The organism is Rubellimicrobium mesophilum DSM 19309, assembly GCF_000600335.2.
Classification (GTDB): domain Bacteria; phylum Pseudomonadota; class Alphaproteobacteria; order Rhodobacterales; family Rhodobacteraceae; genus Rubellimicrobium; species Rubellimicrobium mesophilum.
Map to the genome: position 1 here is coordinate 1 of NZ_KK088565.1, position 15,216 is coordinate 15,216.

The following is a 15,216-nucleotide window of genomic DNA, read 5'->3' on the forward strand; positions in this document are numbered from 1 at the left end:
GGCCCTGATCCGGTCTGGTGGCCATAGGCTGCGCGACACACCCGATCCCATCCCGAACTCGGCCGTTAAGCGCGCATCCGCTGATGGTACTGCGCCGTCATAGACGCGGGAGAGTAAGTCACCGCCAGACCTGACCAGAGCCCCCCCTCTCTCTCCCAGCGCCCCAGGCCCCCCAAGCCCAGGGACCCTCCGGATCAGACACGCCTCGCCGCGGGGTGGAGCAGCCCGGTAGCTCGTCAGGCTCATAACCTGAAGGCCGCAGGTTCAAATCCTGCCCCCGCAACCAAAACTGATTGCAAGGCCGTCCCGAAAGGGGCGGCCTTGTTCGTGTTGGCGCCGACCCCGTTGCAGGCCGTGGCCAGCGCCAGAAGCCCGGCCAGCGCGCCCTCCAGATTGTCCGTCGTCAGGTGATTTGAGACCGGTGGCGTCGCTCAGGATCGGAGGGTCTGGTCCATCTGGGTATGAGGTTAGGCGGTTGCGGCGTGATGCTGCAAGCGCCGGTGGGTTAGGGTCTGTCGTTTGATCCGCGCCCGCTCGGCTAGGATGGCCTCGCCGCGGCCGTGATAGACGTCGGCGGGGGTGAGATTGCCCAAGCTCTCGTGGGCGCGAGTATGGTTGTAGTGCTCGACGCAGGCTGAGACCTGCTCCTCCAGATCGCCGGGCAGGTAGTAGTGTTCGAGCAGGATGCGGTTCTTCAGGGTTTGGTGCCAGCGCTCGATTTTGCCTTGGGTCTGTGGGTGGCGTGGAGCACCTCGGATGTGGGTCATGCCTTGGTCCTCGAGCCATTCGGCCAGGTCGCTGGCGATGTAGCTAGAGCCGTTGTCGCTCAGGAGCCTGGGCCGGTGCCGGACCTTGACCTGATCGAGCCCTGAGGCACTGAGCGCCAAGTCCAGCGTCTCGGTCACGTCCTCGGCCTTCATGGTCGTGCAAAGCTTCCAGGCCACCACGAAGCGCGAGAAGTCGTCGAGCACGGTGGACAGGTAGTACCAGCCCCAGCCGGTGACCTTGAGGTAGGTGAAGTCGGTTTGCCAAAGCTGATTGGGCGCGGTGGTCTGGTCTTTGAACTCCTCGGCCGCCTTGACCACGATGTAGGCGGGGCTGGTGATCAGGTCGTGGGCCTTCAGGAGGCGGTACACCGAAGCCTCGGACACGAAGTACTTCTGCTCGTCGGTGAAGCGCACCGCGAGCTCGCGCGGGGACAGCTCCGGCTGATCGAGAGCCAGCGCCAGAATCCGCTCCCGCACCTCCTCGGGGATGCGGTTCCAGACCCGGCTGGGCCGGGAGGGGCGGTCCTCCAGGGCCTCAGGTCCACCGACCTGGTAGAGCTCGTACCACCTGTAGAAGGTGGCGCGTGGGATGCCGAGCTTCTCCAGGGTGCGCCGAATGGGGAGATGGGACTGCTCCACCAGGCGGATGATCTCGGCCTTCTCAGCGGCGGGGTACCTCATGCGTCGTCGCCCCCAACCCCGCTCATGCTTTTTTGAGCAGGCGGTTCTCGAGGGTGAGGTCGGCGACCAATTCCTTGAGGGCACCGGCCTCGCGGCGCAGGTTCCTGACCTCATCCGAGGTCGCCGCCCGAGCGGTGTCGCCGGCCAAGCGCTTCTTGCCCGCCTCCAGGAACTCCTTGGACCAGCCATAGTACATGGACGAGCTGATCCCCTCGTGCCGGCAGAGCTCGGCGATGCTGTCCTCGCCTCGAAGGCCTTCCAGCACGATGCGGATCTTCTCCTCCGCCCCGAACTGGCGGCGCGTGGCGCGCCGGATGTCCTTCAGCGTGGCCTCGGCCGAGGGCTTCGTCTTTGTCGGTCCGGATGTCTGCTTCATCTTCGCTCCTTGGCGGCTACGATGAACCAGACATCCTCCTCTCACGAAATGCCCAGGTCTGTCTCATGGGCGCTGATCCGGGACACGCGTCCGCCATTCAGGACGCGTTGTCTGGACTGGAGAAGGTCAACGTCGGCAGCGGCGACATCAAGGCGGCGCTGTTGCAAGGCGGATCGCCTGCGACGCCCGAAGATCTGCGCAAGCGGTTCGAGGCCTTCCTGAACGATCGATGCAAGGGCAAGGACACCACGAAGCTGCGCTTTGTGGTTGAGTAAACGTCCGCCGACCTCCTCTTTGAAAGAGACGAACTATGAGTGACCAATTGAAAATTGAAAGCGGGAAGAGCGGCGGATCGGTCGAATGCCTCGGCATGACATTCCCGAGCGAGGACGCGCGGCGTGACCACTTCCTCAACCTCCTGGCGGGGAAGCTGAAGGAACCTGCCTTCCGAGCTCAGGAGGGTTTTCCCAAGGGAACAGATGACGCGATCCTCGCGATGTCGGATCCGCCTTACTACACCGCCTGCCCGAACCCATGGCTTGCGGGGTTCGTGACGCACTATGGTCGCCCCTACGATCCGGCCGAGCAGTATGCGCGCGAGCCGATGGCGATCGACGTGTCCGAAGGGAAGACCGATCCACTTTACAAGGCGCACTCCTACCATACCAAGGTGCCGCACCTGGCCATCGTACCTTCCATCCTGCATTACACCGAGCCGGGCGATATCGTGCTGGATGGTTTCTCGGGCTCCGGGATGACCGGCGTTGCAGCGCAATGGTGTGGGTTAGCGCCAGCCGCCTATCGCCACAAATTGGAGATCGAGTGGAAAAAGAGCGGGCGTGCCCTCCCCCAAAGTGGGGCGCGCGCCGAGTAGTTTTGAACGATCTGTCGCCCGCAGCTACATTCATCTCTGCCAATAACAACGTTCCGTTCTTTTCTGATTCCTATGAAAGAGCAGGAAGGAAGCTGCTAGCTGAACTTTGGTCGTCGATACATTGGATGTATGAAACAACCCATAGTGACGGAAAGTCATTAGGGCGAATCGAATATACTGTTTGGAGTGAGGTATTCATCTGCCCAAGCTGCAGCGGAGAAAACGTTTTCTTGGATGCAGAGAAAGTTTCCTATGAAGGTCAGCGAGATCGCATTCGCTGTAGCTCTTGTGGAGCCGAAGCTCGAAAAGAGGAGATGGCGCTCGCCCAAACGCAGTTCTTGGAAGATGGCCATGTTCAGTGGCGACCAAAGCGCGTGCCGGTTTCAATAGCCTACAAGTTCGGATCGAAGGTGTTCGAGAAGAAACCAGATCAAACCGACCTTGATGTGCTGAGGAGAATTGAAGAGCTTGAATTGCCCTCAGCTTTTCCTCACGTTTCCTTTCGTTCGTCGAAGACCTTCAACGAAGGGCGGATGCGAACTACTAACACCAGAAATACGAGAAGCATCTTCTTACCACGAGCAGCACATGCATTGGCGAAACTATGGGCTTTGGCCGAGAGAGAGAGCGATAAAAAGCTCCGTGTGAATCTTCTGTATAGTATCGAGCAAGCAATAATTAGCATGAGTATTTTCAATCGGTATCGCCCTACTGGTTACTCGCAATTCGGCCAACATCTAACAGGCGTTTTCTATGTTGGATCGCAGCATGCAGAGTGCACTCCGTGGTACATTCTCGAAGGAAAATTCGGCCGTGTAGAAAAGGCGTTTCAAAGCTTTAGGACAACGTATGGAAATGCCATAGTTGGTGCAGGCTCCTCCATGGCGCTGACTTGCCCCGACAATATAATTGACTATGTCTTCGTTGATCCACCGTTCGGATTCAATATCTTCTATGCTGATCTGAACAAAATCGTTGAGGCTTGGCACCAAGTCATCAGCGATGTTGATGGAGAAGCGGTTATCGATGATTATTCAGGAAAGGACATTCGTGTTTACCAGAGGCTGATCAAGGGTTGCTTCTCTGAGTTTTTTAGAGTGCTTAAGCCTGGTAGGTGGATGACGGTCGTCTTCTCAAATAGCCAAGCTAAGGTCTGGAATGCGATCCAAGTTGCGTTGCAGGAGGCTGGATTTGTTGTTGCTGAGGTTACAACCCTCGACAAGAAGCAAGGCAGCTTTAAGCAGGTTACCTCTACCAATGCCGTCAAGCAGGACCTCGTTATCTCGGCATATAAGCCAAATGGTGGATTGGAGCAGCGTCTTGCTGAACGGGGCGCCGCGCCGGAGTCTGCGTGGGACTTTGTCCAGACCCATCTGCGCCAACTTTCGGTTGCGAAATCGAAGAATGGCATGCTCGAGTTCGTCGTCGAGCGGGACCCTCGTCGTATTTATGACCGTATGATTGCCTGGTTCGTGCGGCATGATGTACCTGTTCCGCTTTCGACTGAAGAATTCCTCGACGGGCTGCGGAGCCGTTTTCCTGAACGAGATGGAATGGTCTTCCTGCCTGAGCAGATCCCCGAGTATGATCGGAAGCGCGCACAGTCGGCTCAACCTCCGCAGATGGAAATGTTTGTGGCCGATGAGCGCAGCGCCATCGACTGGCTGACCGATTTCTTGCGTAAACGCCCCTCAACCTATCAAGAGGTCCACCCTGAATTCACTGCCCAGCTTGGCGCGGGCTGGAAGAAGCACGAAACCCGCCCCGAACTGTCGGCGCTGCTGGAGGACAACTTCCTGCGCTATGACGGGTCGGCCGACGTTCCCAGCCAGATCCACAACTACCTGTCAACGAACTACCATGACTTGCGAAACCTCGAGAAATCCGAACCTCGGCTGAAGGCCAAGGCCAAGGACCGCTGGTTCGTGCCCGACCCGAACAAGGCGCAAGACTTGGAGAAAAAGCGCGAGAAGGCGCTGTTGAAGGAGTTCGAGGAATACCGCAACACGTTCGGCCGCAAACTCAAGGAGTTCCGCCTCGAAGTCTTGCGCGCAGGCTTCAAGGCCGCCTGGGCGAACAAGGACTACCAGACCATCGTCTCCATCGCCAACAAGGTGCCCGAGGATGCCTTGCAGGAAGATGAAAGGCTGCTCTTCTGGTATGACAGCGCCCTGACCCGGACAGGGGGCTGATTGGTGGCGGATGGCGGTCAAAGCTTTGGTGTTGGTGAGTGGTGCTGGCATGCGCGGCATGCTGCACCCTGCCGCGTCGTGGATCGGGAGACGGTCTGGGGCGAGACCGCCTATCGGGTCTGGCTGCCGGGTAAGGACGCCGTCGTCCGCGCCCGGGCGCGCGATCTAGGCCCTCTCGACGCTGTCCAGCCATCGGTCGACCAGATCCTACACACCGCATCCTCGGCAAAGCTGTTGGACGCGCTGGAGGACAACCTGCTCCTGGCGCCGATCCAGTCGAGCGTGGTGCCACTGCCGCATCAGCTCTATGCGCTCAATCGCGCCATGAGCCGCGACAGCATCCGCTATCTGCTCGCGGACGAAGTCGGACTCGGCAAGACGATCGAGGCCGGCCTGATCCTGCGCGAACTGAAGCTGCGCGGCATGGCGCGCAGGATGCTGGTTGTCGCGCCCAAGGGGCTGGTCCGACAGTGGCAGGCCGAGATGCGCCTGCATTTCGGCGAGCAGTTCACTTTCGTTGAACCGGCGGAGCTGTCCGCCTTTCGGCAGTGGCGGAACGATGAGGAGAATCTCTGGCGCGTGCATGATCAGGTGATCTGTTCGCTGGATTCCGTGAAGCCCATGGAGGGCCGACGCGGCTGGAGCGTGGAGCAGCTCCAGACCTATAACCGTGAACGGTTCGAAGACCTGATCTCTGCGTCATGGGATCTTGTGATCATCGACGAAGCCCACCGAATGGGTGGCAGCACGGACCAGGTCGCGCGGTATAAGCTGGGTGCGGCCTTGGCCGAGGCGGCGCCGTATCTACTCCTGCTGTCTGCAACACCTCACCAAGGCAAGACAGACCAGTTTCACCGGCTGATGCAGCTGCTCGATCGCGACACGTTCCCGGATGTGACCAGTATCGCAGCCGATCGCGTTCGACCCTTCGTGGTCAGGACGGAAAAGCGGGCCGCTATCGACGCGGAAGGGAAACCCCTCTTCAAGCCCCGAATGACACGGTTGCAGCCCGTCGCCTGGCTGGATCGACATGCTGCCCAGCAGGGCCTGTACGAAGCCGTCACCGAGTATGTCCGCCACGGATACAACCAGGCCATGGCGGCAAAGCAGCGCCATATCGGCTTCCTGATGATCCTGATGCAGCGTCTGGTGACCTCGAGCACGGCGGCGATCCGCACGACGCTCGAAAAGCGATTGCTCGCGCTCGACGACGATCATGCACAGTTGAAGCTCTTTCCTAACGAGCGTGCAGATGACTGGCACGAACTGTCCGGCGAAGATCAGATCGACATGGCGGTAGCGTTTGAAGCGCTTGCTGATGAACATAAAGATGTCGAGGCCCTGCTGTTCCTCGCGCGGGAGACCGAAGCACAGGGGACCGATGCCAAAGCAGAGGCCTTGCTGGAGCTCATCTACAAGATCCAGCAGGAAGAGAACGATCCCGACCTCAAGGTGCTGGTCTTCACGGAGTTTGTTCCGACGCAAGCAATGCTCGCTGACTTCTTGGAAAGCCGCGGCTTCTCTGTCGTGACATTGAACGGAAGCATGGATCTGGAGGCGCGGTCGCGGACCCAGAAATCGTTCTCGCAGGACGTCCGTATCCTGATTTCTACGGATGCGGGGGGCGAAGGCCTGAACCTCCAGTTCTGCCACGTCATCGTCAATTTCGACATGCCGTGGAACCCCATGCGGGTTGAGCAGCGGATAGGACGTGTTGACCGGATCGGACAGCCGTTTGTGGTGCGCGCCATAAACTTCGTCCTCGAAGACACGGTCGAGTATCGCGTTCGTGAGGTCCTTGAGACGAAGCTTGCCATCATCGCTGAAGAGTTCGGCGTGGACAAAGCTGCCGACGTCATGGACTCGGTGGAGGCAGAGCCGATGTTCGACGAACTTTTCGTCAACGGCCTGCAGAACCCAGATGCAATCGAAGCCGACTGTGAGACAGTTGTATCCCATCTGAGAACGGCGATTGCCGAGCATAGCCAAAGCAGTCAGCTTCTGTCTGGAGGACATGAGCTTGACGCGACCGACGCCCGAAAGTGGCGCGACCACCCGGCTCAGTTCTGGCTGGAGCGGGCGATTACCTCCGGTCTGCCAAATCGCGGCGGCCAGGCCATCAAGGAGGGCGATGCCTGGCGCGTCCGGTGGTCCGGGGATGGCGAGACAAGTGATGTCTGTTTCGATGCGAGGACCGCGGAAGGACGCCCGGACCTTGAATGGCTCACACTCGAGGATCCCAGAGCTCGTGCCTTGATTGCAGATTTGCCTCGATGTGTAGCGGGCCAGATCATGCCGTGCATCCGGATCTCGGGGCTTCCTGGAACCGTCAATGGCGTGTGGTCACTCTGGGAGATCACGCTGTCGGCAGATGCCTTCAGCCGCCGTCGCTTTCTGCCAGTCTTCATCAGCGACGAGGGGCGAGCGTTCCAGCCGACCGCTAAACGAATTTGGGATCTGCTTCTGACCGAGCGTGTGGAAACCATCGGCTCGACCAATGCTTCCATCGGCGTTGAGTTCTTTGGCAAGTCCAAGGATGTAGCCGTCTCTCAGGGCGAACGCATGTTTGCGGAACTGGTCGATGAGCACATGACCCGGTTACGGGAAGAGCGGGACCGTGCGACCTACGCTTATGAGGCGCGCCATCAGGCGATCGGGCGGGTCGGGCTTGCCACGGTTCGGGATTATCGCCGGAAGCGCCTTCAGGCGGAACATGAGGATCGCCTTGCGCGACTAGACTCTGCCGAAGCCTTCGTACCGGACCTGCACGCTGTTCTTCTGCTGCGTGTTGGCCGGCAAGCAGACGCTGGCTCATGACCTCCTGGACGGAGCGGATACTTCAGGCCTTTCCTGAAGACCTATCGCCGTTCTGGATCGCAAGTGATCCGGACAACCTCCTGTTGGATGAGCGCATCCTTCAGGTCTTGCGAGACCGCGGCTTTGAGGTGCTTCCTTTTGAGGATCCGATCGCCTTCCGTGTCGAATATGAAGAACGCTATCGTGCTGCTTGGGATAATGGCGCTTTGGGAACGTGCAAAGCCCTCGTCCTCCAATTCCCCGGAACGGACCTGAGCATTCTGCCGTGGGGACTACCTTCAGTATGCGCGAAGAGTAGACCTGAGCCTTGCCGACCTGATGCCCAAGCTGAACTCCAGTGTCATCCGGCAGATCGATAGCGCCCACCTCGACATGCTGTTCGCCGCCCACAATAACTTTGCTTCCCAGGTTCTTGGCGAGAGCCTGACCAAAGAATTCCTTCTGACACATCTGTTCGAGATCAGTCCACACCTCCTGAGGAGGCCAGAGAGCTTCTGGCGCGAGGCTTTTCGGCTCCTTTACCGCGGCGTGGCATTGCCGCCCCTTCTCGCGAAGCATGTCGCCACAATCCTATCAGGCACAGCCCTGGGGCATTTGCCCATAGAAGACTTGCTCTCATCGAAGAGCACCATGGTCCGTACGGTCCAAACGGCTTGGGGCCGCTTTCTGGAAGAGCAAGGCGTTGAGATCCGTCATACGGATAGTGATGCAGGGACCGAAACTACGAGAAGCGTCGAGATCCCCTTCGATCATGCGGACATCCGCGCCATAGTCGACACGCTCTTCCTTGAAGGCGCGCTTCAGCCAGTAAACGTGCAAACTGCACCAACTGCATTGCCGGACTGGATCAAGCTCGGCACCATTCAAAGCCCAACCAGCCTGCGCGATCTGGTTGTTGCTGGCATTAAGTCGGTGGCGGGGAAGCTCCCTGCTCCGAATGCCACTCACCGCGATTGGATCGATGCAGCAAAGCGGCTGGCAGAGACGATCTCCCGTTTCAATGAACTGCCAAGTGAGGACGCTGCTGTCCTTCGACCCGCGATGCGTGAGCTACAGGTTGAGGCCGATAACAGGCTGCGGGGCTGGGTGCAAAGGTGCTTTCAGGACCTGCCGTCGTTACCCATCGCCAATGCACCAGTCATGGTTCACCACATCCCGCGCTACCTATTGAGGCGTCGGGATGCCGGCGAAGAAAAGATTGCGCTTCTTGTGTTTGACGGGATGGCGCTTGATCAGTGGATACAGATTCGAGAGCACCTGAACTCTCGCGCCCCGAACTTTACCGCTGAGGAAACCGGTTGCTTCGCGTGGCTTCCAAGCCTCACTTCTGTATCGCGTCAGGCCTTGTTCTCGGGTCTGAGGCCACGTGAGTTCCAAAGGTCGATCGAAACGACGGCTCAAGAGTCCAACCTCTGGAGCCGTTTCTGGTCGGAAAGTGGGCTCCATGGCGGCGAGGTTTTATACAGAAAGGCCATCAAGCGCACTGAACAATTGCCAGAACTGAGCGCGGCGATCTCCAACCATTCGGTTAAGGTCGTCGGCATAGTCGTCGATATGATCGACGAGCTGGTCCACGGCGCGATGTTGGGCAAGCGAGGCCTCACAGGCCAGATCCGTGAGTGGTGCGAAACCGGCTTTGTTGAGGAGCTGGTGAGCCTCATAGCGGCCCGTGGGTTCCACGTTTATGTCACTGCAGACCACGGAAACGTTGATGCTTATGGTATAGGTCGCCTCAACCAAGGTGTGATCAGTGAGGTCAAAGGCGAGCGAGTTCGCACCTACCGCAACGAAACGTTGGCAGCGTCAGTTCCGGCAGAGATCGACGCCTTTCAGTTCCGTGGCGCAGGGCTGCCGTCGGATTTCCTTCCACTCTATGCCAGCGGGCGCGGGGCCTTTGTCCCTCCTGGCCATCAGGTTGTCGCCCATGGTGGAATGTCCGTGGAGGAACTGATCGTGCCTTTCGTGAAAATCGCAATGAAGAGAGAAGATAGTGAAGGCTAATGCTCCCCATATTGGCTTTGATCGCTTCATCCGCCTTGATTGGGCGGACACCGCTTTGCGTGTGCGGTCGGGCTTGGCTGACATAACCGAACTCGATCAGATACTCACTGAAGCTCATGCCGGACTGGGGGCAAAGAAGAAGACTAGGACAGTGCTGAATCGCCTTTGGCTGGAACCGCGCGAAGAAGTCTCTGGCTTGGCGCAGCGGGGCGTCGACATTTTCAGCCAGGTCCCGGATGCGCAAGTTGCGGTCCTAACCTGGGGGATGGCGCTTGCTGTTTATCCCTTTTTTGCAAAGACGGCTGAATTCGTAGGCCGACTGACATCCATTCAGGGTGACTGCACCACTGCCGAGGTACACAGACGAATGGCCGAGATCTATGGTGAACGGGAAGGCACCCGCCGCATGACAAATATGGTGCTACAGTCTCAAGTCGACTGGTCCCTGCTCAGCAGGAGTGAGAATGGCAGGACACTGACCCGGAGACCATCAGTGACCGTCCAGAGTCCAGAGACGGTTCAGTGGATATCCGAGGCGGTGCTTATGCATGTCGGGCGTCCCCTCAGTCTTGATGGCATTTCTGGTCAGCCGACGCTGTTTCCTTTCTCTCTGGGTGACAATCTCGGCTACGTGTTTTCGTCGTCTGACTCTCTTGATGTGCGGGCAGATAGTTCAGGAACCCGCATCGTCGGCTTGAAGCATCGGTGATAAGGAGTTGCGCACGTTACCGGGCGCCGGCGATGGTTTAGGAGCTGTCGTCGAAGCGTTCAAGGTGGCGCTCCGCGCGAAACTCGGGCCTGCCGTGCCCTGACTGTGGCTGGGCCGCCCGAGCGCCTGCAGCATCAACGGGTTGCCGATCCGCTCCTGCGGGGCGACGCCGATTGAGTGCGGACCTTCTCAGACAATTCGCTATCATCAATCACGAGGAGAGCGTCCTTTTCTCCGACTAGCCGGTCGCCCTAGGCAGCCAGCGCGGCTTCAGAGGCTCGGCATTCCAGACCCCGGCCGCCATCAACGATGATCTTAACATCAGACATAAGCACGTGCTTAGGACTATGCCGAAGCCTCCATGGTCGTGCCCAGGTGTCCGGTCGAAACGGGGGCCAGTTCATTCGAGCACATGCGCCGACCTGTCGGATGCGACAGCAGCGTCTGGGGTGGCTACAGCCAATGCTCGAGATCAACTCGTCCTGCTGCGTCCTCGACCAACACAGTTGACCCCGCCTCCGTCAGCAGCGGCGTTCCCAGCAGCCTCAATGGTTCTACCGAGACTGCCACAGCAGTGCTAGGAGGCGTCGGCGAAGTCGCCGGCCGCGGCCGGGCTGACCTTCAGGATCTTCGCGGCCAAGAGCCTCTCGCGGGCTTGGACGAACTCGGGCAAGGCCTCGACTGTCCAAAGCGACTTGTCGGACGGAATGCAGTGTCTATCGAGGAAGTTGGAGTCGCGGCTCTCGATCCAATCCCAGAAGGGCCGATTGCTCTTTTCGATGTTCTCACGGGCAAGCAAGATCTGGAGATTACCAAGGGTGCCAGCGAAGCTGAAGATCTCTTCGATCCGGTGGTTGGGCAGGCCCATCTTCATCAGAGCCTTCCGATCCGTCGAGGCTTGAGGAATGATGTGATCGATGTGGTAATCCGCGCCCCAGACCTGATCCTCATAGATCAGGCTCAGAGCAAGGAAGCACCTACGGTCGCCGTACTTGATATCGAGGACCCGGCCCAGAGTGTCTGGCGTGAAGGTCGCCATTCTATTGCTGCGCCCAAGGGCTGTGACGAGCTGGGCAAGTGGAAAATCTGTCGAGAGCCTAAGCGCGTCTCGGATTGTCCCGCGGCAGGTCGAAATGGCAAGGTCCGAGGTGCCGCTGAACGCGCCGTTGACCAACGCCCCGATTAGAAACTTATGCATCGCCCAGCGGGCCAGCACCTCTGCAGGGGTCGAGCCGTCGAACGAGCGACCACTCTTATGCACGTAGTACGCAATTGGCATGAGAGCGTTCGTCGACGTGAGGGTCTCCCGATCAATTCCCATCCGGTTCACGATGTTCAGAGTCGCGACGAGGCTCTCCTTGATGCGCCTCCACTCCGCCTCCATGAGGGCAAGGTTCTCGTTGGTGAAGTTGTCGACTTTATAAGCCACCTCGAGATCGGTGAGAACCAGCGCGGCCTTCAGGACGAAATCCTTCGTCAGCTTGTTGGGCCGCGAGAGCTTTTCGTTCAGGAAGTCGACAAAGTCGTAGATGTCCTGTCGCGCGTTTCTCGAGGACCATTTCGAGGTCACCATAGACATGAGAAGGTCGGATTTCGAGAGTTTCGTACCGGCGTCATTTGCGCGAATGAAAATGTTGAGAACGCGGTCGAGCGACTGATCTTTTTCTACGTAGCAGGAGATAATCTCGTCGTGAAAGACTAGGCTCCGAAGCCGCTCTAAGTTGTTCTCGACAGTGCGGCGCTCGCCGCGGGTTATGCCCGCCGGAAGCTTGTCCAAGACGTCCTTATGTACCCTGTCGAACGCCGCCTCATCCTCGCACTGCATGATACGCGCGAGAGGAAACCAGACGTTCTCGGTCGATTTTCTGGGGTCGTGCTCAGAGAACTTCAGCCCGTAGGAAACGCCGATATCGCTATCGAGCTCATCTTCGTCGCGCTCCTCAGGAGACTTCATGAGGTCGATATAGAGGAATTGTCGGGACCAGGCGTCGGGATTGTTCTTGCGCCCATGCTTGGCGCGCACGGTGTAGGATCCCGCAAGGCCGATCAACAAGGAGGTAAGCCGCTGCTGGCCGTCAAGAACGAGCTTCACGCGCCGCCCATTGAGCGCAACGGGCTGATTGTGAACGTCGCCTGATTTGAAGTTTTCGATGAACCTGTAGGTTTGCCAGCTATCGACTTTCTCCGGATCGACCTCCCACAGCAGGAATGAGCTGATGGGAAATCCTTTGAGCAGTGAGTCGAAGAGGCGCACAACCTGATCGGGCTCCCACACATAGGGTCGCTGGATCGAGGGGAGAAACCAGTCGGTGTTGATGGAGGAGAGGGCTTTATGGATCGTCGTGGCGCTGTAACTCAACTCGTCCTCCACTTTAGGCGAGAGACTACCAGTCCGCTGTTCACCCGCAAGGGTTAGAGCGGCGTGTCCGTGCGCTTTGAGGGATAGGACAAGCCGCTGTGTGTCGGCTATGCATTGGGCCTTTACTCCGTCGGCTTTCCCGTTCCGTGAGGACCCAAGTCCTTCCGCACGTTGCTAGAACGGTATCCCTGCCAGCCATCTAAGAAAGTGGAGCCCCGATGGGGCTGACTGCCTCCTCAAAGTGCGGGCTCGTGGGCGCGGGCGAGCTCGGACGGGATCGTGTCCAGCCCGATGAGGAAGGGATGACGTCCCGCCGCGAGGTTCGCCTCGACCTGTCTCCAGAAGCCTGCGGTGTCTAGGTAGGGCATAATCGCCGGGAGACGGTCGTCTGGGTCCTGTCCCTGGGCCGCGCTGGCGGCCAGCAACGCCCCTTCCAGCGTCCCGGCGGGCCAGTAGGCGGTCCTGTTCGCAGCGTAGTCGAGGAGTTGGCCCACAATCTCGCGCCGCAGTCGGGAGTCGGTTCCCCCATTTTCACCTCGAGTAGCACGGGCACCACGCCGCAAGTCACGAACAGGTGGTCGATGGCCCAGCGGGCGGGCGCACCGTCCGCATCGCGGATGCGGGGCTCGCGGGCGATGAACAGGAACTCGCTCTCTTCGGGTAGGGCGGTAGGGGACGTAGAGAGGAGGCGTCTGTCTCGTCCTCGGCGCAGATCGGTCAGGTGCTCATCTCACTCCCGCATTCCCGGGCGGGGCATCGGCTCCGTCAGGCCCCGAGCCGCCGCCCTGGGCAACGCTAGGGCATTACGCGGCCTTAATGGGGGAGACGAGCTTTCTTCGCCAGGTGGAAGGGGGTTCTGCGCCTGCCGCGTTGCAGGGTCGGCAGCGTCTGTGTCTTCGGCGGCGGAGGCGAAGTAGGTCGCGGGTCCCTGAAGCCACCGGCTGTCGATCCGACCTCCGAGGAGCGTGGCGATTGCCGCGGCTTCGGCAGGTCCGCTCGCCTGCGTGCCGGCGGCCACAATCCCGTCCCGGATGATGAGCTGACGCGTCTCGTAGAGGTGGTCGCAGCCGAAGACGCAAAGGGGGAAGACAATGTCGGGGTCGCGCCGCTCCTCCTCGGAGCAGTCCTTCCGCTTCTTCTTGTGCGCCGCCACGAGGGCGCTCACGCCAAAATTCCTCTGGCATATCGCACAAAGGCCATGGGTGTCCTGATCGAACAGGAGGGCGGCAAGCCTGGACTGCTCCTTGCGGTAGCGGGCAGATGTGCTTCCGTCGGTTTCACCGAGTTCTGCGAGGGCCTTGCGCAGGGCCGCCCGTCGAAGATCGGCAGGCGACGGCGCTTCCGCGTCCGCCGCGGCGGGGGACCGTAGCTGCTGCCAGCTTTTCTGGGCGTCGGTGATGAAGTGGTAGGTGGCCAGCTTCTCGCCCTCGGACCTGTCCACGAAGACGAGGGGCGAATGATAGAAGTACCGCCCCGCCATCGCGTCCTGTAGCGCAGTTCTAGCCATCATCTCCCTGGTGAGCGCGGGGCCCCTGGCGCCCGGGCTCTTCAGGAGGATGTCCCTGAGGATCCTCTCCTCCCGGGTCAGGAGGTCGGTCGTGCCGAGATAGGCGACCTCCGGCCCCTCACGCCGGAAGTTCGGCCCGGACAGGATCCAGCGCAGGACGATGTCCTGGTCGGGGTAGCGATACCTAGGCCTTTCGTCGGCGAGCGCGTTGACGAGCAGGGTCGACAGGAGCCTGGCGTCGCAGAGGGAGACCGCCGCGAAGGCCTTGGCCGTGGCGTTGGCAAGGCGGTTGCGCCACCCGTCGAAGGTGAACCAGAACTCGTCCCCCCGTTCGCAGATCCAGACGTCTGGGTCGTGACGGATGACGTGCTTCAGGACCTCTGCCGTGATGTCCGGGTGATCCGCGGCGTGCTTGGCGGGAACCGTGCGGATCTCGCCTATCCCGGAGTTCCCGGCCACCTTGCGCGCATCATCGAGGTATTTCGCCAGCGCCTTGTGGGCGTCCTTGTGGAGGACGAAGCGAGTCTCGGCGCGGACGTAGCTTTCTCGTGTCGCGGGCGACAGGTTCGGCAGGGTCCAGACATGGTCCCGCGCCAGGGACTGGGTCTTGAGGTAGTCGAGAAGGAGCCCCGCGGTCTGCGGGAGCCCGGTGATGCCCTGGGCCTCGATCTCGGCCAGGAGATCGGTCTCGAGCCAGAACGTCCGCGAGGTGACGATCGCGGCGACGCGGCTCGGGCCCGCGAGAGGGCCGGCCTTCACGCGGTCGAAGTAGTAGTTCTTCTCGGCCGCCGAGACCGCCTGCTTGTTCTTCATGCCATAGATCGGCAGCAGGTCCTCCTGGGTCGGCCAGACCAGGCTTCCGAAGCCGAAATGGTCGAGGATCATGGCCGTGTTGCGGGCCACGATCCCAGGATCCCGCTTCGGGGCCTTCCG

Annotated in this window: 9 protein-coding genes, 1 tRNA gene, 1 rRNA gene and 1 pseudogene; 8 read left to right on the plus strand and 4 right to left on the minus strand. The window is 60.0% G+C overall.

The features are described from left to right. Window positions 1-13: 13 nt before the first annotated feature. Together rrf and RUMESO_RS09080 are read left to right on the plus strand one after the other, a co-directional pair. Window positions 14-130: ribosomal RNA gene (gene rrf, locus RUMESO_RS09075) — 5S ribosomal RNA — on the plus strand. 79 nt (window positions 131-209) lie between these two features. Beyond that, a tRNA-Met gene (locus tag RUMESO_RS09080) sits at window positions 210-286 on the plus strand. A 181-nt stretch (window positions 287-467) separates the two neighbouring features. Here the strand turns inward: RUMESO_RS09080 and RUMESO_RS09085 are convergent. Further along, window positions 468-1,824, minus strand: a protein-coding gene (locus RUMESO_RS09085; RefSeq protein WP_156362798.1) for an IS3 family transposase whose coding sequence is annotated in 2 segments (ribosomal slippage) — window positions 468-1,482 and window positions 1,481-1,824 — 1,359 coding nt in all. Because the reading frame shifts where the segments join, the coding sequence is not laid out codon by codon here. 65 nt (window positions 1,825-1,889) lie between these two features. Between RUMESO_RS09085 and RUMESO_RS24070 the strand changes: the two genes are divergently transcribed. From RUMESO_RS24070 to RUMESO_RS24080, 6 genes and pseudogenes are all read left to right on the plus strand, one after another. Continuing rightward, the gene (locus RUMESO_RS24070) at window positions 1,890-2,099 is read left to right on the plus strand and encodes a DUF6079 family protein (RefSeq protein ID WP_211262827.1); all 210 of its coding nucleotides are present in this window, start codon (window positions 1,890-1,892) and stop codon (window positions 2,097-2,099) included. A gap of 35 nt (window positions 2,100-2,134) precedes the next feature. Further along, the gene (locus RUMESO_RS26250; protein WP_211262828.1) at window positions 2,135-2,698 is read left to right on the plus strand and encodes a DNA methyltransferase; all 564 of its coding nucleotides are present in this window, start codon (window positions 2,135-2,137) and stop codon (window positions 2,696-2,698) included. 2 nt (window positions 2,699-2,700) lie between these two features. After that, a complete protein-coding gene (locus RUMESO_RS09095; protein WP_211262829.1) occupies window positions 2,701-4,890 on the plus strand; it encodes a hypothetical protein in 2,190 nt (729 codons plus the stop codon). Window positions 4,891-4,893: 3 nt separating this feature from the next. Next, window positions 4,894-7,707 (plus strand): DEAD/DEAH box helicase, encoded by a 2,814-nt coding sequence (locus tag RUMESO_RS09100; protein ID WP_037279844.1) that lies wholly within the window; start codon window positions 4,894-4,896, stop codon window positions 7,705-7,707. 285 nt (window positions 7,708-7,992) lie between these two features. Then, a pseudogene (pglZ, locus tag RUMESO_RS24075) lies at window positions 7,993-9,708 on the plus strand (BREX-3 system phosphatase PglZ); the annotation flags it as partial. Continuing rightward, complete coding sequence (locus tag RUMESO_RS24080) at window positions 9,698-10,417, plus strand: hypothetical protein (RefSeq protein WP_082483525.1); 720 nt, start codon at window positions 9,698-9,700, stop codon at window positions 10,415-10,417. The pseudogene pglZ and the gene RUMESO_RS24080, both read left to right, overlap by 11 nt. Before the next feature lie 577 nt (window positions 10,418-10,994). Here the strand turns inward: RUMESO_RS24080 and RUMESO_RS09105 are convergent. The 3 genes from RUMESO_RS09105 to RUMESO_RS09115 all read right to left on the minus strand — a co-directional run bounded on the left by RUMESO_RS09105 (window position 10,995) and on the right by RUMESO_RS09115 (window position 15,186). Next, entirely contained in the window at window positions 10,995-12,776 is a 1,782-nt protein-coding gene (locus RUMESO_RS09105) for a DUF262 domain-containing protein (protein ID WP_051521176.1), read from the minus strand. 236 nt (window positions 12,777-13,012) lie between these two features. Further along, a complete protein-coding gene (locus RUMESO_RS09110; protein WP_051521164.1) occupies window positions 13,013-13,270 on the minus strand; it encodes a hypothetical protein in 258 nt (85 codons plus the stop codon). 236 nt (window positions 13,271-13,506) lie between these two features. Continuing rightward, window positions 13,507-15,186, minus strand: a complete 1,680-nt coding sequence (locus tag RUMESO_RS09115; RefSeq protein ID WP_156362800.1) for a hypothetical protein — start codon at window positions 15,184-15,186, stop codon at window positions 13,507-13,509. Between the last annotated feature and the right edge of the window lie 30 nt (window positions 15,187-15,216).